This is a genomic window from Tannerella sp. (assembly GCF_052170195.1).
GTDB lineage: Bacteria > Bacteroidota > Bacteroidia > Bacteroidales > Tannerellaceae > Tannerella.
In genome coordinates this window covers 62,836-82,457 of the sequence record NZ_JBQNAZ010000009.1, presented here as the reverse complement: position 1 = coordinate 82,457, position 19,622 = coordinate 62,836, and the positions used below count along the sequence as shown (strand labels likewise).

The 19,622-nt window shown below is 49.5% G+C and carries 14 protein-coding genes and 1 tRNA gene; 5 read left to right on the top strand and 10 right to left on the bottom strand.

Annotation, left to right across the window (positions count from 1 at the left end; all coding sequences use genetic code 11):
• Positions 1-102: 102 nt before the first annotated feature.
• Genes ACTTKA_RS04400 through ACTTKA_RS04390 form a run of 3 tightly spaced genes read right to left on the bottom strand, consistent with a single transcriptional unit; the run spans position 103 to position 3,471 of the window.
• Positions 103-1,347, bottom strand: a complete 1,245-nt coding sequence (locus ACTTKA_RS04400) for an MFS transporter (RefSeq protein ID WP_442724119.1) — start codon at positions 1,345-1,347, stop codon at positions 103-105.
• 24 nt (positions 1,348-1,371) lie between these two features.
• Positions 1,372-2,550: an AGE family epimerase/isomerase gene (locus tag ACTTKA_RS04395; RefSeq protein ID WP_060831841.1), complete on the bottom strand. Its 1,179-nt coding sequence runs from the start codon at positions 2,548-2,550 to the stop codon at positions 1,372-1,374.
• A 6-nt stretch (positions 2,551-2,556) separates the two neighbouring features.
• The gene (locus ACTTKA_RS04390; protein ID WP_442724118.1) at positions 2,557-3,471 is read right to left on the bottom strand and encodes a dihydrodipicolinate synthase family protein; all 915 of its coding nucleotides are present in this window, start codon (positions 3,469-3,471) and stop codon (positions 2,557-2,559) included.
• A 419-nt stretch (positions 3,472-3,890) separates the two neighbouring features.
• On the opposite strand from ACTTKA_RS04390, the gene ACTTKA_RS04385 reads away from it, so the two are divergent.
• A tRNA-His gene (locus tag ACTTKA_RS04385) sits at positions 3,891-3,966 on the top strand.
• A gap of 755 nt (positions 3,967-4,721) precedes the next feature.
• On the opposite strand, the gene ACTTKA_RS04380 is transcribed toward ACTTKA_RS04385, so the two are convergent.
• On the bottom strand, positions 4,722-6,137 hold the full coding sequence (locus ACTTKA_RS04380; RefSeq protein ID WP_442724115.1) for a DUF4270 domain-containing protein: 1,416 nt from the start codon (positions 6,135-6,137) through the stop codon (positions 4,722-4,724).
• Between the two features lies 1 nt (position 6,138).
• On the bottom strand, positions 6,139-6,948 hold the full coding sequence (locus tag ACTTKA_RS04375; RefSeq protein WP_442714117.1) for a glycogen/starch synthase: 810 nt from the start codon (positions 6,946-6,948) through the stop codon (positions 6,139-6,141).
• A 198-nt stretch (positions 6,949-7,146) separates the two neighbouring features.
• Between ACTTKA_RS04375 and panC the strand changes: the two genes are divergently transcribed.
• The 4 genes from panC to ACTTKA_RS04355 all read left to right on the top strand — a co-directional run bounded on the left by panC (position 7,147) and on the right by ACTTKA_RS04355 (position 10,688).
• Positions 7,147-7,986: a pantoate--beta-alanine ligase gene (panC, locus tag ACTTKA_RS04370; protein ID WP_442724114.1), complete on the top strand. Its 840-nt coding sequence runs from the start codon at positions 7,147-7,149 to the stop codon at positions 7,984-7,986.
• A 12-nt stretch (positions 7,987-7,998) separates the two neighbouring features.
• Positions 7,999-8,349, top strand: a complete 351-nt coding sequence (gene panD / locus ACTTKA_RS04365) for an aspartate 1-decarboxylase (protein ID WP_074449332.1) — start codon at positions 7,999-8,001, stop codon at positions 8,347-8,349.
• Between the two features lie 72 nt (positions 8,350-8,421).
• Complete coding sequence (locus tag ACTTKA_RS04360) at positions 8,422-9,744, top strand: MATE family efflux transporter (protein WP_442724113.1); 1,323 nt, start codon at positions 8,422-8,424, stop codon at positions 9,742-9,744.
• A gap of 101 nt (positions 9,745-9,845) precedes the next feature.
• The gene (locus ACTTKA_RS04355) at positions 9,846-10,688 is read left to right on the top strand and encodes an ROK family protein (RefSeq protein ID WP_442724112.1); all 843 of its coding nucleotides are present in this window, start codon (positions 9,846-9,848) and stop codon (positions 10,686-10,688) included.
• Here ACTTKA_RS04355 and ACTTKA_RS04350 read toward each other — a convergent pair.
• From ACTTKA_RS04350 to ccsA, 5 genes are all read right to left on the bottom strand, one after another.
• Complete coding sequence (locus ACTTKA_RS04350; protein WP_442724111.1) at positions 10,685-11,557, bottom strand: hypothetical protein; 873 nt, start codon at positions 11,555-11,557, stop codon at positions 10,685-10,687. The two genes, ACTTKA_RS04355 and ACTTKA_RS04350, sit on opposite strands and share 4 nt — an antisense overlap.
• 369 nt (positions 11,558-11,926) lie before the next feature.
• Positions 11,927-14,176, bottom strand: coding sequence for a GH92 family glycosyl hydrolase (locus ACTTKA_RS04345; protein ID WP_442724110.1), 2,250 nt, complete (start codon positions 14,174-14,176; stop codon positions 11,927-11,929).
• A 1-nt stretch (position 14,177) separates the two neighbouring features.
• Complete coding sequence (locus ACTTKA_RS04340) at positions 14,178-14,528, bottom strand: hypothetical protein (protein ID WP_442724109.1); 351 nt, start codon at positions 14,526-14,528, stop codon at positions 14,178-14,180.
• Between the two features lie 58 nt (positions 14,529-14,586).
• On the bottom strand, positions 14,587-17,127 hold the full coding sequence (locus ACTTKA_RS04335; protein WP_442724108.1) for a S9 family peptidase: 2,541 nt from the start codon (positions 17,125-17,127) through the stop codon (positions 14,587-14,589).
• A complete protein-coding gene (gene ccsA, locus ACTTKA_RS04330; RefSeq protein WP_442724107.1) occupies positions 17,117-19,564 on the bottom strand; it encodes a cytochrome c biogenesis protein CcsA in 2,448 nt (815 codons plus the stop codon). Before ccsA ends, ACTTKA_RS04335 begins: the two co-directional genes overlap by 11 nt.
• Between the last annotated feature and the right edge of the window lie 58 nt (positions 19,565-19,622).

Sequence of the window (19,622 nt, the reverse complement as noted above, 5' to 3'; positions counted from 1 at the left end):
CTTCGAGTAAGATGATTTTGTCTTTTTGAGTTTTACCGGACAGCAATAAAAAAAATTAGACAAATAAAATTCTGCAGATTCATATATAAAAATTCACTTGATTTATTCTTCTTTCTTATCTGCTGTTTGGGGCCGCAGGAAGAATAGTTGTATAACGAGAGCGACAGCGACTACGACTGCCAGCATCGCGAAGTCTTTCCCAAGGTTACCGGCATCGGTCGACCGTCCGAGGATATTCGTAATCATGGCACCGGCAAATACCCCTGTCATGTTCATGAGTCCGTAGGCTGTGGCACGGTATTTCGACGAAATAAACTGACACAGGATCGGCATGTTATTCGCATCGAACATGCCATAACCGATACCGAAGCACAGTCCTCCGCCGATAATCATCGTCAGACTATGTCCGAAGCCGAGCAGCAGCAAGGAAGGGATCATCAGTGACAACCCGATCGCCCCGGTATAGATACGTCCTCGGAGGTTACGTTGTATCCACCGGTCGGAAAGGATGCCACCGGCAATCACTCCGATGAATGATGACACGGCAATGACAATCGTCGATAACGGTCCGGCCTCCGTCATATCGATCGACAGGTTTTCGGAGAACAGTGTCGGTAGCCAGTTCTTCGTCGCCCATCCCGGAAGACTTGGAGTCGCAAAATAGAGCAAAATGATCCAGAATGAAATGTTACCGGCCAACATGCCGATACCTTTCAATGCAGATTTTACCGTTTCACCCAACGAAGTGGGCTGTGGAGTACTTACCGGCGTCTCACTCTTTTTATCTTTCAGGAAAAGAATCAGGATGAGACTGTATATAATACCTATCCAGCCAAAGCTCTGGAAAGTAACATGCCAACTGAAAATACTGGAAACCGTTGCCCCAAAGCCGCCTAAGGCCTGTCCGACATACAATCCCGTCATGTGGATACCGACAGCCAGCGAACGTGTTTTCTCCCGATGGTAGTCGGTGATCAGCGACAGTCCCGCAGGGATATACAATGCTTCGCTGACTCCCATCAATGCACGCAGCCAATAGACCTGTTCGAAGGTCGTACAGAAGCCCATCATCAGCGTCACAAACGACCAGACAAAAAGGCTCGAGACAATCAGCCATTTACGATTCACACGGTCAGCAATCATACCGGCGACCGGACTCATCAAACCGTAAATCCAAAGGAAGACAGCCATCAGTCGCCCGAAGTTTGCTGCCGATTCCAGCTCCGCGATATCGATCATCATCGTATCTCTCATGGTCGAGAGCATCTGCCGATCGAGGTAATTTAGCAGCGCCACAACCCACAAGAGAGCTACGACGATCCAAGGGTAATACTTTGAGTTTTTCATCATCGTCCGATTTTAATCCATAATTTAAGTCATAAGCTCACGGCACAGGAGGTGTGCCTTTATCATCATCCGCGGAATATGAAACGGACCTTTGAAAAGATTTCCTTTAGCAGGCTGCGCCACCGTTCCGTCGCGATGCAGGTAGCCGTACCACTCTCCGTATTGACTGTCAGGGAAGTGAGCATACATGTATTCGTTCACCTGACGGTGCATCTCCAGATATTTTTCGTTGCCGGTAGCTTGATAAGCGTAAAGTGCTGCTATCACCGTCTCGGTCTGCGGCCACCAGAACTTCATGTCCTGCGAATAATCCTGCGCGGGGAAATTACGACAGTCGCGGAAATTGATGATACCGCCGAATTCGGTGTCCCATCCCCATTCCCACGACCAGTCGAGGATGGTCAGCGCTGTTTCAAGCAACGCCTTATCCCCCTTCCTGAACGCAGCTTCTTCCATCAGAAACCATGCCGTTTCGATGCAATGCCCCGGATTAATCAACCGGCCGGCCGACGTGTCGATAAACTCGCCGTTAGGGCCAACCGTCTCAAGCAATGCACGATATTCGGGATGCATAAAGTAACGACGGATCTCATCGATCGACTCATCGATCTGTCGTGTCAGCACCTCATCATTGATTGCCGCGCGGATTCGTGATGCCGTATTGATCAGAATCATGCAAAGCGAGTGCCCTTTCGCCTGAAAAGCAGGAAGGTATTTCGGTTCAGTCAAACCCGGCGTATTTTTGTATTTGAGGATCAGCTTAAACAGAGCCAAGGCTTTTTCGGCATACGTCCGGTCGCCCGAAGCAATCGCATATTCCGACATGGCAATCGCCGCAAACGATTCGGAGAAGAGATAACGACGCTTACGCAAAGGCGTACCGTCGGCAGTTACTTCAAAATACATCCGCCCGTCCCTATCGGTACAGTGTTCTTCGATAAAATCAATACCCGATTTCGACAAGGCTAACCATTCTTCATTGCGCTCAATATGGTTATACGCATACGCCAGCACAAACGCAAAGCGCCCCTGAAACCAAACCGATTTTGTCGGGTCGTACAGTGTTCCGTCCCGATCGACACACGTGTAATAGCCTCCGTTAACACGATCCACCCCGTATTTTATCCAGAACGGGAAGATATCCGTCAGTAAATCGTTCTTATACTTTTCCGCCCAATATCCCAGATATTCTTTGATATCCATATTCATTTATTTATTACATCTTTCAAAAAATCCGATCGCTTCGAGTTCTTTCTTCATCGAAGTTTCTTCGGCATCAGTCATGTTACGGAAAGGCGTACGGTTTTTCCCGAGGTCGAGACCGATCAGTTTCATGATTCGCTTTCCTCCGACGATATTTCCGCGATAATTACAAATCACATTGATTACTTCCTGTGAGAAGTTTTGTCGTTCACGCGCTGTTTCCAAATCACCGGCTTCCCATGCCTCGATAATACCGACCAGCTCGCGGCCATTATAGTTCGTCGTGCCGCCGATGCCGCCCTGTGCTCCTCCCATGGCCAGACAGGGAAGAATCGTCTCGTCCTGCCCGTGCAGCATATCGAACTTCCCGTTCTTGTAGAGACGGCACTGGTTGTATTCATAAAGACTCTCATACGTATATTTAATACCGGCAAAGTTCGGAATACGTCCGTCTACCGTTTGCAGAAACTCGACCATCGACAGGTATGCTCCATTGAAAGCCGGTATATGATAATAGTAAAACGGGAGTTCCGGTGCACCGCTCGCAATCTCCTCACAATATTGTACCAACTCTTCCACACGCGCCACTTTAGGAAACGGCGAAGCCATCGCCCCCGTTCCCCAGGCACCGATTCCCTGAGCATGAGCGGCCAGACGCCGGCTCGATTTCACACACGTACTCCCCACATGAACAATCACTTTAAAGCCCGACGGAACAACCGAAACCCATTTTTCAGCCAGTTTCATCCGTTCGTCTTCCGTCAGCATGTAGCCTTCACCGGACGAGCCGTTAATAAAAACACCTTTCAACCCGTTACGCGCCAACAGTGCCGCATATTCCGCTATCGGAGCATAATCCACCTCGCCTTTTTTGTCAAACGGCGTAAATGGAGCATCGATCAATCCTTTAATCTTTTCCATCATTCTTCTTTTTTTTATACAATATTAGTCAAAGATTTTTTTTACGCCGCAAAAGTAAATAAATTTTTTTATTTTAAGAGCGCGGAATTATTAAAAAAGTTTTGAATTACACTGTAAAAACCGCCTCAATATTTCGTTCGACATCTTTTCTCTGTATTCACCTTTCAAAATAGCCAGCCCGACGTTTTCGTTGTTTCTTTTTTCTTAGTGTCGTACCTGACTACGTTACTTTTTTAATACACGACTGCTTATACGATTCAATAAGGTTTATTCCAATCTTTCAGACGGCAGACAAATGTTACAAGCAAAAACAAACCTTTCCTTTTTAGCCCATCGACAGCATAAAAATTTCCGCCAATCGCTTGCAGGTGCAAAAAAATAACTATCTTTGCAGCGCATTAAAAAAGATGCAATATAATGGTGAATGTAGCTCAGCTGGTTAGAGCATCGGATTGTGGTTCCGGGGGTCGTGGGTTCGAGTCCCATCTTTCACCCACCCCATCAAAATCAGGTAGGAGATAAACACTAATCATAGGTGTTTATCTCCTATTTTCATATTTGCCGCCCCCACACATCACTCTATGGGCGGTTCCGCATACGGCGGCTTCGTGCTTTTTCATCTAACGATGTGTGACAAGTTGTTTTCAGCCATTCCTTTGAACAACATCACTTCTATCTTGTTGTCGGATTCCGTCCTGTCGCATGGATAGAGAGTTTCTTGCGGATATCTGATGCAAGATTCTCGCAGCGTAGCAGTCATTTACTATTGCACTGCACGATTCGATACTTCCCTGTAAATACACGTACTTGGGGTACTATGACCTCGGCTGACTGCTCTCGGCAATCTTTACCCCATGGCTTTCGTAAAAGCAACTAATCACCATGTCCATGAGGTCTCTTCGGATAAGGGCTTTGCCTTTCCATCTTATACCTGCTTCATTTACACCAACCCCTTCGAATAGCTATGAGGATTTTGTTTGTCTTTCAACCTTACACAGGGACAAATGCCTTATATGAAGTTCTGTTCGTCAGGCCAGATGTTTGCCACTAGCATCCTTCAGATTTCACCTCGCAGAGGACATCTTTGCTATTGATTATGTAATCCCTTATCGGGACTTACCTCCTAGACAATACTCATGCCGGGCGTAAATGCAAAAAAACGTCATTAGAATAGAAGTTCTAATGACGTTTTTTGCTCTCTCCGAGCTTATCTTTACAGAGCAATAATTCTTAACACGCCCTATATTCAATCACTTACCTGTATATTTACTGGAAAGTACAACGATCTTCATATGTTCCTGATCAATCGGGAATTTTACCCCCGAAGGCATCAGATAATTATGGATTGCTTTGGTGTAGTAGCCGGTAATATTTCTTCTGTATTGATCCATTGTGGGTGCAAAATCTCTTTCTACAGGCACGATCAGAAGACGAAGATCTTCGTCCGGTTTTTCTTTAATGTGTACATTCAGCAAGCTAATGATATTCCCGAAATAATACGTCCGGGTTGTTGCGTTATAGCCGTACTCTCCAATTTTATTGTCCGTCGAGAGGAAAGTCGTCATATTATTTTCGATGCTCCGATTCTCAAAGAACGTCCGTAGCGAATCTTCCGGCATAAGCATCAGATGAGACGGAGGAGACATCGCATACTTCCAGCTCTCCTGAGGTTCGTACTTTATACTGAAAACCAAACCGTTTGTATAACGCCCCTTTATGGTTTTGGCAATTTCCCGGCTCGGAATCACCAAACGGGGATAAATGCCGGCAGGCGTTTTAATATACGCATATTGATCGTTTGGTGTCAGCAATTTTTCTTCGTCGGTATGCTGGAATCGGCTATGCTGTATTACTTCCTTCGTAACCTGAAACATGACGGAGTCACGAACCAGCGTGTCATTCTTACTGCTCTTCGGACGCTGGTAATAGAGATATAGCTGTGTATTAGATACGTCTAAAATATTGCCACTTCCATAATCGGTCGTGATGTATAATCCCGGGAAAAAGCGATTGAATGCTTCCTGCGTAGCAAACGATGACGGGTTGTTGACTATTTCGTTATAAAATCGGGTTCCCAGTTCTTTCGGCAGCGCGATGTTTAACGAGTACCTTGGTACTTTAATCTCTTTGCGAGTTTCCGGATCTTTCTGTCCTGTTGAAAAAGAATCGCTAAAACAGCCGAATGCCGTATATACCTGTGTTCCTAACGCATTCTGCATATCAGAATAATCCGCAGGATTAAGGTTGGTGTAATAATTCCTTTCCAGAGGTTTGTTGACAGCATAGACTCTTGTCCGCATCAACGCATGTCCATCTCCTGTCCAAAAAAAGAAACGAATTTTCAATTTGACCGAATCAATCACTCCCATGTGCGGTTTATGAGGGAACCGGTAGTTTTCCGCACAATAAAACTGACACAAATAGTCCGACTTCAAATGTCCGTATAACGGGTCATAGATTTCACCCAGCAAACCTCTTGTCGTTTTGGCATAGAGCGAATCCCGCTTCACGGTGGAAGCCGTCATCCGAAACGTATCGATATAGACCGTATTACGATCACCTTGTGGTTGAATGGTAGAACCGACCAATGTCAAGTCGTCGTTGCATCCGCTGAAAAGTGAAATCCCTCCCAGAAGCAAGAGAGCTACTGCATATTTTATTTTCATTTTATCTCTTTAAAATCGTATTGTAAAATTCATTATACGCCTGAACATAATGCTCTGCGTCCTGATAGGGAAGAAAACGTTTTTTACTCTGTGTGATAAACTCTCCTAACTTTTTATCCATTTTTGCACTCCCTTGTATGACTCCATCCGAAAACTGCACGGCTAACTTAGACAGTGAAAGAAAATCATTCTTTTCGAGTATTTTCAAGTCTCTTGTCAAGGCCCCGTCTTGCTTCAACTTTTTTCCCAAGTCTTTGTTAAGCGTAGGCCTAAACGATTTATCATAAATGGAGTACACTGCTTTAGTGCGAGCAAAGCACGGATCGTCCGAATACATTCGTTTCAGATAGAGCGGAGCTAAAGCCGTAAACCAGCCGTGACAGTGAATAATATCAGGTATCCACCGAAGTTTTTTGATCGTTTCAAAGACTCCGCGTACATAAAAAATGGCGCGTTCGTCGTTATCCTTAAATCCGTTTCCCTTTTCGTCGGAGACCGTAGCTTTGCGTTGAAAGAAATCTTCGTTATCAATAAAATAGACTTGCATCCGCGCTGATTGGATCGAAGCCACCTTGATGATCAGCGGATGATCGGTATCGTCAATGATCAGGTTCATCCCGGACAATCGGATGACTTCGTGCAGTTGATTACGGCGTTCGTTGATGCATCCGTATTTGGGCATGAACGTTCTGATTTCGCACCCTTGCTCCTGTATCCCCTGAGGGAGATGGCGACATATATCCGCAATCTCGGACTCCGGCAGATAGGGGGAGATTTCTTGAGCGATAAACAATATTTTTTTAGCGTCCATTTTTTCGGCAAAATAAAATCGACTACAAAGGTAGTAAAAAAAACGGTTAAACAGTGCTTTCATTTTCAGAATGAATCCTAAAATAAGTGTATTTGTCGCCGAAGATGGGGTGTTATGTTCAAGTTATTTTGTTGCTTTGCAGTCGTTTTTTGAGGATGTATGGCTTTGATTTTCGAAAGTAATTATAGCTATTTAGAAATGAAGATAATAAATTGTATTGCAGCATTAAGATCCGCTTTAGACGCTGAACGTAGCGCCGGGAAGCGTGTGGGGCTGGTGCCTACGATGGGCGCATTGCACGCAGGTCATTTGAGTCTGGTAGACCGTTGTGTGAAAGAGAATGACGTATGTGTGGCCAGTGTGTTCGTCAATCCCACCCAGTTCAATGATAAACGTGATCTGGAGACGTATCCCCGTACCTTGGAGCAGGATTGCGCATTGCTCGAGAAAGCCGGATGCGGGTATGTCTTTGCTCCTTCGGACGAGGAGATGTATCCCGAACCGGATACCCGCGTGTTCGACCTTGGGGCAGTGGCTACGGTGATGGAAGGCGCTTTCCGTCCGGGACACTTCAACGGAGTAGCCCAGATTGTCAGTAAACTATTCATGATTGTCGAGCCGGATCGGGCGTATTTCGGTGAGAAAGACTTTCAGCAGATCGCCGTGATCCGATCAATGACCCGCCTGTTGAAGCTGCCTGTAGAGATTGTGCCCTGTCCGATCGTGCGCGAAGCGGACGGGCTGGCACTGAGCAGCCGCAACGTACGTCTGACACCTGAACAGCGGCGGATTGCTCCGGTAATTTCGCGTACGTTGAAAGAAAGTCGTATCTTTGCGGCCTCAGGAACGGTAGAGGAAACGAAAGCATGGGTAACGAAAACGCTGAACGAACATCCGCCGTTGCGTGTCGAATATTTTGAGATCGTCAATGCAACGAGTTTGCAGCCGATTCGTTCATGGGACGAGACGGCGGGGGCGGTTGGATGTGCGGCTGTTTTCTGCGGTGACGTTCGGCTGATTGATAATGTCAAATATTAAGGGAGAAGAAGTATGCTTATCGAGGTATTAAAATCGAAAATTCATCGGGTGACGGTCACGGATGCCAACCTGAACTACATCGGCAGCATCACGATCGACCGGTCGTTGATGGAGGCCGCCAACCTGATCGAGAATGAGAAAGTACAGATACTGAACAATAACAACGGCGAGCGTTTCGAGACCTACGTGATTGCCGGCGAGCGTGATTCGGGGATTATTTGCCTGAACGGAGCGGCCGCGCGGAGGGTACAACCCGGCGATATCGTGATCATCCTTTCGTATGCTACGATGGATTTCGAGGAGGCGAAAGCCTTCAGACCGGCGGTTATCTTTCCCGATACGGCGACGAATAAACTGAAATAGAAGTGTAACGCATCGGGCGTTTAGAAGAAAAGGACAGGTCTGCCGGCACAAGACGACAGACCTTTTTTTACGATGTATACGAACAAACATATCTGGAATATAAGCTATCCGATTTTTCTCAGTTTGCTGGCGCAAAATGTGATTAACGTAACGGATACGGCCTTTTTGGGGCGCGTGGGCGAAGTAGAATTAGGCGCTTCGGCTATGGGCGGGCTGTATTATATCTGCGCCTTTACGATTGCATTCGGGTTCAGTACAGGCTCTCAGATCGTGATCGGTCGTCGGAACGGCGAGCGGAATTTCCCGGCCATCGGCCCTGTGGTGATTCAGGGCATTCTGTTTCTCTCGGCATTAGCGGGGGGAATGTTTCTGGCTTCGCGGATGTGGGCCGGCAATCTGATGCGGCTGATGATTTCGTCGGAAGAGATATGGAACGCGACGATGGAGTATCTCGACTGGCGGCTGTTCGGATTCTTCTTTTCGTTCGTGAATGTCATGTTCCGCGCTTTGTTTGTCGGTATAACGAGAACGAAGGTCTTAACGCTTAGCGCCGTGGTGATGGCGGTTGTCAATGTCATGCTGGATTATCTGCTGATTTTCGGTCATGCCGGACTGCCGAAGATGGGTATTCAGGGTGCGGCCATCTCGTCGGTGGCAGCCGAGACGTTTGCCGTCGTCTTCTTCCTTGTCTACACCTTCCTAACGGTCGATCGCCGGAAGTACGGTTTGAACCGTTTCCGTTCGTTCGACCTGAAGCTGCTCCGTCAGGTACTGAACGTTTCGGTATTTATGATGCTGCAATATTTCGTATCGATGAGCACCTTCTTCCTGTTTTTTATTGTCGTGGAACGGCTCGGCCAGCGTGAACTGGCTATTGCCAACATCGTCCGGAGCATCTATATCGTGATGTTCATTCCGGTCAACGCATTGTCTACAACGACGAACACGATGGTCAGCAACCTGATGGGAGCGGGTAAGTTCCCGATGGTGATTCCGCTGATTCGCCGCATCGCCGGAATCTCGATGGGCATCATGCTCCTATTTTCGGCCATGCTCTCTTTGTTCCCGGAAACGATTCTTTCGATCTATACGAACGACATATCGCTGATCGCATCGTCCGTGCCGTCGGTTTATGTCATCGCGCTGGCCACGTTGTCTTGCTCGGTGGCGAGCATCGTGTTCAGCGGGGTATCGGGTACGGGAAATACGCGTTCGGCGTTTGGGCTTGAGATGATCGTTCTGGTCGTCTACACCTTGTTTATTTATGTTTCGGGTATTTGGCTTCAACAGCCCGTGCATATCTGTTTTATCGCAGAGATCGTCTACTTTTCAGGCCTGTTGATCGTCAGCGTCGCCTATTTGCACTGGTCGGCGTGGGACAGGAAGAAAATATAGGCAAGGTTCTCTTTTCTGCAAAGGGGTATGCAGAAACCGGATTTTTATCTGTACGTTTGTCGGAAAAAAAATACCGGATAACATACAAAAGAAGAGAAACGATGGCTACTTATATTGGAATAGACCTGGGAGGCACTCAAATACGAGGCGGACGAATCGTTGACGAGACGCTGGTGGCACAGACCCGCAGACAGACTCCTCGCAACACAAAAGACGAATATGCAGTAATTGACGCAATCAAAGAGGTCGTCGAAACGGTGACGGAAGGGCAGCCTGTCGAGGCGATCGGTATCGGTGTGCCCGGCATGGTGGACAGAGCACAGGGAATCGTCTATCATGTGATGAATATCCCGCATTGGGAGGAGAAAGTGGAACTCAAGAAAATCCTTGAAGAAACGTATCGGGTTCCTGTGTATATAGATAATGACGCGAACTGCTTCGCTTTGGGCGAACGTCATTTCGGAGTAGGACGGGATTTCGAACATTTTGTCGGACTGACGGTTGGAACAGGACTGGGTGGAGGAATCATCCAGCAGGGACGTCTGCTTTCGGATGCCAATTGCGGTTCGGGCGAGTTCGGGATGTTACCTTACAAGGATCAGGTGCTCGAATACTATGCCAGCGGCTCGTTTTTCAAAAACGTGTATGGGGCAGACGGTAAAGAGATGTATCAGCGCGCGTGCGACCGCGATGCCGAAGCGTTGCAAGCCTACCGGGAGCTCGGGAAGCATCTGGCCGAAGCCGTCATGATGGTTGTATTGACCATCGACCCGCAGATGATCGTTTTCGGCGGTTCCGTTGCAGAAGCGCACGAACTGTATGAGGAGTCGATGTACGCTCATCTGAAAACGTTTGCATACAGCCACTCGATGGAACGTTTGCAGCTATTCTTTTCCAAACTCGAACATCCGGGCATCTTGGGAGCAGCCTCCCTTTGCTACTAAAAACACCGGATATAGGCTAACGAATAGCTGTCGTACAGATTGTCGTACATTCCGTGCTTAAAGCGTATGGAGATGATGTTCTTTTTAATCTCGTATTCAAATTTGGTGCGCAAAGTAACCGGATAATCGCCGTTGTTTTTGTAGCCGTAGAATCCCGAATAATCGGCCGCGAGCGATACGTTGTATAATTTCGCGCTCATCCCGATGCCGTAGAGCAAGGCGTCGTTCTGGCGATGCACGAGGTCGTTCGTCATCCAGCAATAGAAGCCGAGCAGTCCCTGCAAGCGCAGCGCTGCCGATCCGTCAGCATTTTGAAGCAGGTTGCGGCCTGCCGTCAGATCGAACCAGTACGACGCCGCGTCCGTATAACGGGCATCGGCCAGGCGGCTCCCGCTAGCCGTTTTCAGGTTGGCGCTCACCATCAAGTCACACCAGCGATCGCTACGAAGCACCTGATAGAACGAATGAATCAGCACGTCGCCGTAACAGCGGAAGGGAGGTTTCGTTTCCGCGGCACGACGCTCGAGCTTCACAGCCTCCGTCGTCTCGTAATTTTCCGTGACGACTCCGGCTATTTCCACCCCCGCCTTGCCATGAGCTATCGGTATAAAGAGCCGGGCGAAGAGATCGCTCGTCTTATCGCCCGTATAGTCATGATACTCTCCTCTCAGTTCCAGCTCCCAGCGTGTACCGATACGACCGCTCCGCAGTTCCGAAATCGGGAAAGCATTCGGCCCGAAATAACGTGGGGTATAAATCAGCAATTTCATCCGTTCGCGCCAATCTTCGTCTTCGCCTTGCGCAAAGAGCAGAAAGGGGATAGCAAGCAATATAATAACAAGTACTTTCGTTCTTGAAGAAATATTCATTCGTTTACGTTTTTGGGATGCAAACTTACAAAAAAATGTCTTTTATGGGCCATTCTGACGCAAATTCCGCATTGGGCCGGTTACAGCGGTCAGTCGTCAGCGGTCAGCATTCAGTCCTTCGGATGTTTTTGGTTTGTCGGTCAGTCATCAGCCAACCATTCAACGATTCCCCATAGGCACGTATGGGGCATCCCCATAGGTACGTATGAGATGCCCTCATAAGCACGTATGCGGCATCCGCATAAGCACGTATACGCCGGCTTGTGACGTTCGGCACCCGTAACAACGTGAATAACAACAGAGGCTACTCCCCTCGATAAACGAGTCGAAGCAGCCTCTGCTTTTTTCGATCTTTCCTCTCTGTGCCGGTTATCGCTCTGCCGGTTCGGCTCCCATGGTAAACTCCAGCGCTCCGCCGGCCGTTATCGCGGCGAAGTCGATGTACGATTTATCATACGGAGCGCCGTCCAGCGTAACCGACCGGATGTATTTATTCGCCGCGCTGTTGTTCTTGGCGACGATCCGAAACGTCTTGCCGTTGCCGACTTGCAGCGTGGCTTCGTTCACCACGGGGCTGCCGAAGAAGTAACGTCCGCCGGCAGGTTCTACCTGATACATGCCGAGGGCCGACAGGACGTACCAAGCCGACATCTGACCGACGTCCTCGTTGCCGCAAAGTCCCGCGGGACGGTCGGAATAAAGGCTGTCGAGCACGAAACGCACTTTCTCGGCCGTCTTGGCGGGCTTACCGATGCACGAATAGAGGTAGAGCACGTGATGGCCCGGCTCGTTGCCGTGCGCATACTGGCCGATCAGTCCGCTGATGTCGGGCGAAGCATCCGCACCCATATCGCCGGAGACGATGAAGAGCGAGTCGAGCTTCTGCTCAAAGGCTTCGCGACTGCCGAACAGTGCGACCAGTCCTTCCACATCGTGCGGTACGAGCCACGTGTATTGCCATGCCGTTCCCTCGGTATAATCGTTCTCGCGGTGCACGGAGTGGAACGGATCGAACGGTGTACGGAAATTCCCCTTCGAGTCTTTTCCGCGCATAAACCCGGTCGACGGGTCGAAATAATGCGTATAAGCCTTGCTCAGCTTCGTGAAATAGGCGGCATCTTCTTCCTTACCCATCTGTTTGGCTACTTGCGCCACGCTCCAGTTCGCAATCGCGTACTCCATGGTTTTGGCTACCGACTCCACTTCCTTGTCGAAGGGGATATAGCCGTATTCCTTTATGTAGCCCTGGCCTCTTTCATCGAGCATTGCCGAGGTCTTCATCGCCTCGAAGGCCAGTTCCTTATCGAATCCGTCGAACCCTTTCAGCACGGCATCGGCTACCACGCAGATGCCCGGATTACCGACCATGCAATCCGTTTCGTTCGCCATCAGATGCCAGACGGGCAGTTTGCCCTGCTCCTGATAAATCGCCAGCATGGTGCGGACGATATCCGACATTTTCTCGGGGTGAATCAGCGTCATCAGCGGATGTGCCGCACGGTAGGTGTCCCACAGCGAGAAGGTTGTATAGTTCGTAAATTCGGCCTGAGGGTGCACGGCCTTGTCCGTCCCGAAATAGTCCTTGTTGACATCGCAGAACTCCGACGGAGCAATCATCGTATGATAGAGCGCGGTGTAGAAGATGCGCTTCGTGCGTTCGTCGGCATCGATCACCACCTTGTTCAGCTCCTCGTTCCACGCCTTGTCGGCCTGAGCCGCTGTGCCTTCAAAGTCCCAGCCCGGCAGCTCGGCCTGCAGATTCATCTTCGCGTTCTCGGCGCTCACGGGCGAGAGGGCTACTTTCACGTAGACCGTCTCGTTATCTTCCGTCTCGAAAAACGCCTGTCCGTACGCTGCCGATGCACCCTCTTTCAGTTCTTTCCGCTCCTGCCGGAAGCCTTTGAGCGGCTTCGAGAAGACGGCCGTGAAATAGATGCGCTGATCGTGAGCCCATCCCTGCGAGCAACGATAACCCGATACGGTCGTATCATTCTCCTGCATGACGACGCCATCGACCGGGCGATCCCACCCGATGCCGTGCTCAAGGTCGAAAATCACTTGGGCATCGGCCGATTTGGGGAAGGTGAACTTATGAAATCCGACGCGCTTCGTAGCCGTCAGCTCCACATCGATGCCGAAGCGATCCAGCCGCACGGCGTAATAACCGGGGCGTACCTTCTCCGTCGATCGGCTGAACAGCGAATAGATGCCCGAAGCGGGATCGCTCAGGTCGCCGCGTGTCAGTTTCACCTCGCCCACGGCCGGCATCAACGAGATATCGCCGAGGTCGCCGATACCCGTCCCGCTCAGGTGCATCTGTCCAAACCCGATAATCGTCGAGTCCGTGATATGATAACCGGAGCACCAGTCCCACCCCTGACTGTAATTCGTCGGGCCCACCTGTACGAGCCCGAACGGAACGTTCGCCCCGACGAATACGTGCCCATGATCGCCCGTCCCGATGTACGGATCGACATACTGTGTCAGATTTTGTAAGGATGAAGGCTGACCGCCCTCCTGTCCGCCGCTGCGCTTGCAGGCCGTTGCCACGATGGCGAGCATCAGGAAGCCCCACGCGCCGGCCGTTTTCATTTTTGGCAGAATCTTTGTTTGTCTCATTTTACTCATTATTACGTTTAACTAATTCATCTGTCTGTTCTTTCCTCTCAAGTTTCCCATTTCTGAAAACGAAAAACGTGCTTACCATGTGCTCATTCAGGCTCGCATAAAGACCTTCCTTGTAGCATAACACTTCAATCGTATCACCATCTTCCATGTACAGTTCTTCCTTAAAAGGCTTACCGTATTTTTCCAAAATAAACGCTTTGCTAACTCCCAGCTTGATGTCTTCGTTCCGGAATCGGGACGAACTCCTGAAAATGGAACACCCCGACAGCATCAGGAAGAACAGCGCTGTCAGAGCAAGCATTTTCATCCGGCGGATTGTGCTGACTGTAAAATTGGCTTTCATATCGAATCATTTATAAATAAAACATTCCTGCTAATTCTATTCATTCTCCATTCCCAATTCAATCCCGATAGAGATCGTTCCACCACGAAGCGTCTCCTTTCAGCCATTTCTCGAACCACGCGAAGATCGATTCGTTCCATTTCAGGCGTTTCTCGTAATCGAGGATCTGGTGATTCTCTCCTTCAACCTGAAGGAGTTCGGCCGGCTTGCCCAGAATCTTCAGGGCGGTGTACATCTGAATGCTTTCTCCGGGCGGCACGTTCGTATCGGCCGTACCATGAACGAGTAAGATCGGTGTCTTGATCTTGTCGGCATGGAACAACGGGCTCTGGTCGACGTATAACTCCCGGTTATTCCACGGATAACTCCCGGCGCTGGCTGCCGTACTGTACGAATACCCCCAATAGCCTTCGCCCCAGTAACTGCTGATGGAGCTGATGCCCGCATGCGATACGGCCGCGGCAAACATATCCGTGCGCGTCTGGAGATACATCGTCATGAAACCTCCGTATGACGCGCCCATACATCCGATCTTCGTGGAATCGACAAAAGGATGTTCGGCGATAAACTTCTTCGTCCCTTCGATGATATCGTCCGACGAACGCCGCCCCCACGTATTGACGTGCAAGGCAGAGAACCGCTGGCCGAACCCGGTGGCGCCACTCGGTTGAAGCACGTACACGACATAGCCCATCGCCGCGTAAACGTGCATCGGGTAACGGCTTTCGAAACGTCGCTCCACGGGCGAAGTGCCTCCGTAATAATATACAATCATCGGATACTTTTTCGTGGCGTCGAAGTCAGGGGGCAGGTAATAGTATCCTTTGATTTCGGTACGCTCCGAATTCATGAAGTTCCAGTTCTGCACTTCGCCGAGCGTCAGCTGCGACAGCTGCTGCCGGTAAGGATCGGCGATCCGGATCGTTCTTCCGGTCCTTACATTATATATATAGGCACGTGTCGAGTTGGAAAGGCTCACTCCCGAATAGGCAAGCACGAGAGCATGTTCTGCGACTTCAAACCCGTTCACCACTTCTTCTTCGGATGGCAGACGCGTATATCGTTTCGTATTCAGATCGTATCTATACAGGCAAACACGGTCTTCATCTTCCGCCTGAAAGTAAATCGTCCGGCTGTCGGCGCTCCATTGCCCTCTCATCAGGCTCGGATTAAAATCCTTCGTGATCGGCTCGATCTTCTTTGTCGATAAATCCATCAGAAAAGCCTGCGTATCGTAACTGTTGGCAATTTGCCCCTCGGCTACATTCAGCCCGATCCCGCCGAAAGACTCGGGAGCGCCCAGAATCAAGAGCAGCTTTCCGTCGGGCGAAAACCGTGCGTAGGATGCGAACCGATCTTTCCACCACAACGTATCGGCCGCCATCGTCTTGAGGTCGAGACGGAACAGGGATGATTTACGGAAAGGTCGTTCCGTGATCGTCTCTTCGGTAGTCGAGAACAGGATGTAGCGACCGTCCCGGCTCACGTCATTCAACTGCGTGTGATGTGCCCCGAAGGTCAACTGGCGGGTCAGTCCCGTCGCTAAATCGTAACGATAAATAAAGGCGTGGCGCGGTTTATGTCCGGTGCGTTCCGTCAACGTATACATGCGGAAAATGTTTCCCGGCTTCTCGTCCGTTTCATCGGCTTTTGTGTAGAACAACGCTTTCTCGTCCGGCGAGATCAGGAACGATTCCTCCGGAATATCTTCGGCTAATATCTCTTCTTCGAGCGTTTCCGGCCGGATCGCGATAAGACGTGTCCGTTCGTCTGCTTTCGGATGGTAAACCAGACGCTCGGTTCTCGGCATCCATCGTAGACCGCGCTTTTGTCGGTCGGTATCGATCGTTACCCGTCGGCCGGTTTGGACATGGTACAGTTCTGTGGAGTAAGATGTTCTCTTTCCATACGACTCGGTATAGGAAATCAACACATAATTTCCCTGCGGAGATACCGACGTTCCGCTCACACGTTTTCCCTTAATGATATCGTCCAGCACGATCCGGCGTTTCGAATCATGCGAGACCGACCATCCGGCCGAACTCTTCGCGTCGTTTTCGAGCGTTATTTTCAAAGTCGTCCCCGAGTTTGTCGCCGACGGAGAGAATAACTTAACTACCACCCGGGCGGCCTGCGGATACGGAGCGAGCGTAGCGGATAACTCCTTCGCCTGAGCTTGTGACTCTTCGGCGGTCGTCTTTGTCGAAACCGATGTGCCATTCACAAACAGCTCGGCCAATGCAGGGGTAACGACCTTCACCTTCACTTTTCCGTATGCTTCTCCGTGCACATAGAAAGAGAAAAGTTGTACAAATGGTTTCTCCGTTCCTGAAGCGAGATGAAACAGTCCGGCCGTATCGGCTTCGTATGGCTGGGTAAAGGCCGCTTGTTCCGGCACCGTCAGATTTAGTTTCAGTAACTTCTCATGATTAAACGAGTTGCCTTTCTGGTCGACCGAGTCAACGGCCAACGGTTGGTCTACTTCGAGCGGAGCGACTCCCCTCAGTGTCGTTAAAGTTTCGCTCTGTGCCGGGCCATGGATGAGACCCAGAATCAGCAGTAGTGCTGTCTGACATGTACGATTGATTTTATGTTTCATATAAGTTGTGTTTTATGCGATTCATTTTCAGAAACCTTCCTTTCCGTGCGGTGACAATCAGTACGGCTACTATGCCGGCAATGATATACAGATAGATAAAGAGACCTTGGATACTGTCGTTTTGTCCGTACGAATGCATGCCGCTCAGGAAATAGTTCACCCCGAAATACGTCATTAATACCGAAGCAAAGGCTATAACCGAGCACAGATTGAGCGACCAGAGGTTATACCATCGAGGCAATAAATGAAGATGGCTCACCATCGTATAAACGACGATCGTTATCAACGCCCACGTCTCTTTCGGATCCCATCCCCAGTAACGTCCCCATGATTCATTAGCCCATACGGCTCCCATAAAAGTGCCGGTCGTCATCAACATCAGCCCCGCAAGTAAAGCGATTTCATTGATGATACCCAGTTCACGGAACGACCGGGCGTGATGTTTTATCCGCTCTTTTCCGAGTACGCTCATCATCGTCAGGCTCGTTATTCCGATCAGACAGGAGATGCCGAAAAAACCGTAAGCCATCATGAGGACAGCTACGTGAAACATAAGCCACGGCGACTTCAAAACGGGCACTAACGGATTGATCTGCGGGTCCATCCAATTCAGCCCCGACACGAACAGGATCACGCCGGCGAACAGGGTGGCTAATGCAAAAGTCATCGGGTTGCGGCGCATAAATAAAAAGCCGGCCAAAGCGGTAGCCCATGCCATATAAACCATCGTTTCATACGAGTTACTCCATGGGGCATACCCTCCTATAAACCATCGAAATCCCATACCCAGAATATGAAACGCAAAGACTGTTCCCACCCCCAAGGACAGTACCCCGAGTATACGGCGAATCCATCGGGAATCTTTAAAGAACAGGATAAACGAAAGCAATAGCATCATCCCGCCCAAAGATAAATAACCGATCTTGCATCGACGGAACGGATCCAGTTTATTATACATCACTTCCAACCGGATGCGGTCCGCATCGATGTCGATCGTACGACTCTTTTCTTCCTGATAGTTTCTGATCCTCTGCAACGCATCGTCAGCCTTGCTCCAATCGCCCGACTTCAATGCCCGCCTCACCTCCGAGAGATATGCTGCAAAACTCTGCGAAACAAACACCGAATCGGCTCCGCCGTATGCCGATAAATCGTCTCCCGGAGCATACCAGCGGTTGTTGGTGTCCGTCTCATGCGGAAAAATGCGGAGCAGCTGTCCGTTTGCTACTTGATGAAAGATATTGACCTGCTCATCCAGCTTGATGAGGTCTTTATCGAACCCTGATCGCTGCGTCGGTATTTTTCGGTAAGCCTCCTCTATCCGCGCCTGCAACTTATACGTACCATCCGGATGAAACAGTTCGGCATAGGCACATTCACCTTTTGTCAGATCATAATATTCTGCCAGTTCGTTATCCGGTAACGCCATAAAAGGCACATACATCCACATCTCCGGCATAGTCAACAGACTCAACAGAAAACGATCGGCGCTTAGCCCGTCGATTGTACTCTTTTTATGCAATTTGCGCAATATCTCGGACGAGAATGTATGGACCGGGATCATGCGTCCGTTCATCGATTGTACCGGAAGCGATCCGAACCGCGCGAGGTGCTCGTCCGGAATATGGATTTGCAAGACCGCCTTCTTTATCGCAGCCCGATCCGGCATGCTCCATACGCCGGCAGGATACATGCAGAGCAGGAAGAGAAATACCGCCGTATGATTTTTCAGTTGACTGATCAACCGGCGTAAACGACTGTTTCGTCCCACCACACACCCGACAAATCCGACCATGAGTAAAAGATAGCCCATATACGTCACGTTACGTCCCGCCACGTCTTTGTTGACAGAAAGAATCGTGCCGCGCTCATCGGGATCGAACGATGCCTGAAAGAAACGGTAGCCTTTTACATCGAGTACGTTATTCATAAAGACACGTTCCTTGCGTTCCTCCCCGTCGACATAAACCCGCAGATTACTTTCATAGGAAGACGGGCTCATGGAGCCGGGGTAACGTGTCAAGGTAAATCGTTCCAGTTCGATCTCGAACGGTAAGGGATCCATCCGTTGTCCGTGATTGGAGCGAATATGGATCCGGTTCTTCTTCTCTCCTTCTCTCAGATGAATGGTGCCTTCTACACCGAACAGATGCGATATGACGGATCCTGACAAGATGACGACCCATGAAAAATGAACGAGCAGCATGCTCCAATGCTTCTTCCGTATGAATCTACGCCTTCGTATAATACCCACGAAGTTAGCGATCAGTAGCAGCTGAAGGAGAAAAAATAAGGGGGAATAGTAGATCAGGACTTTGGCCAATGTCGAACCATGCGCTTTCTCAATGAAAGTAGCCGCCGAGAGCCCCACGGCATATACTGTGAGCAACAGCAGCATGGTTCTATAAGAAGAAATTATCTTTTCAATCGGAGACATATGTTGTTTATACGGTTACAAAGCTACGAAAATATAAAGACAAAAAAAAGCCGATGGA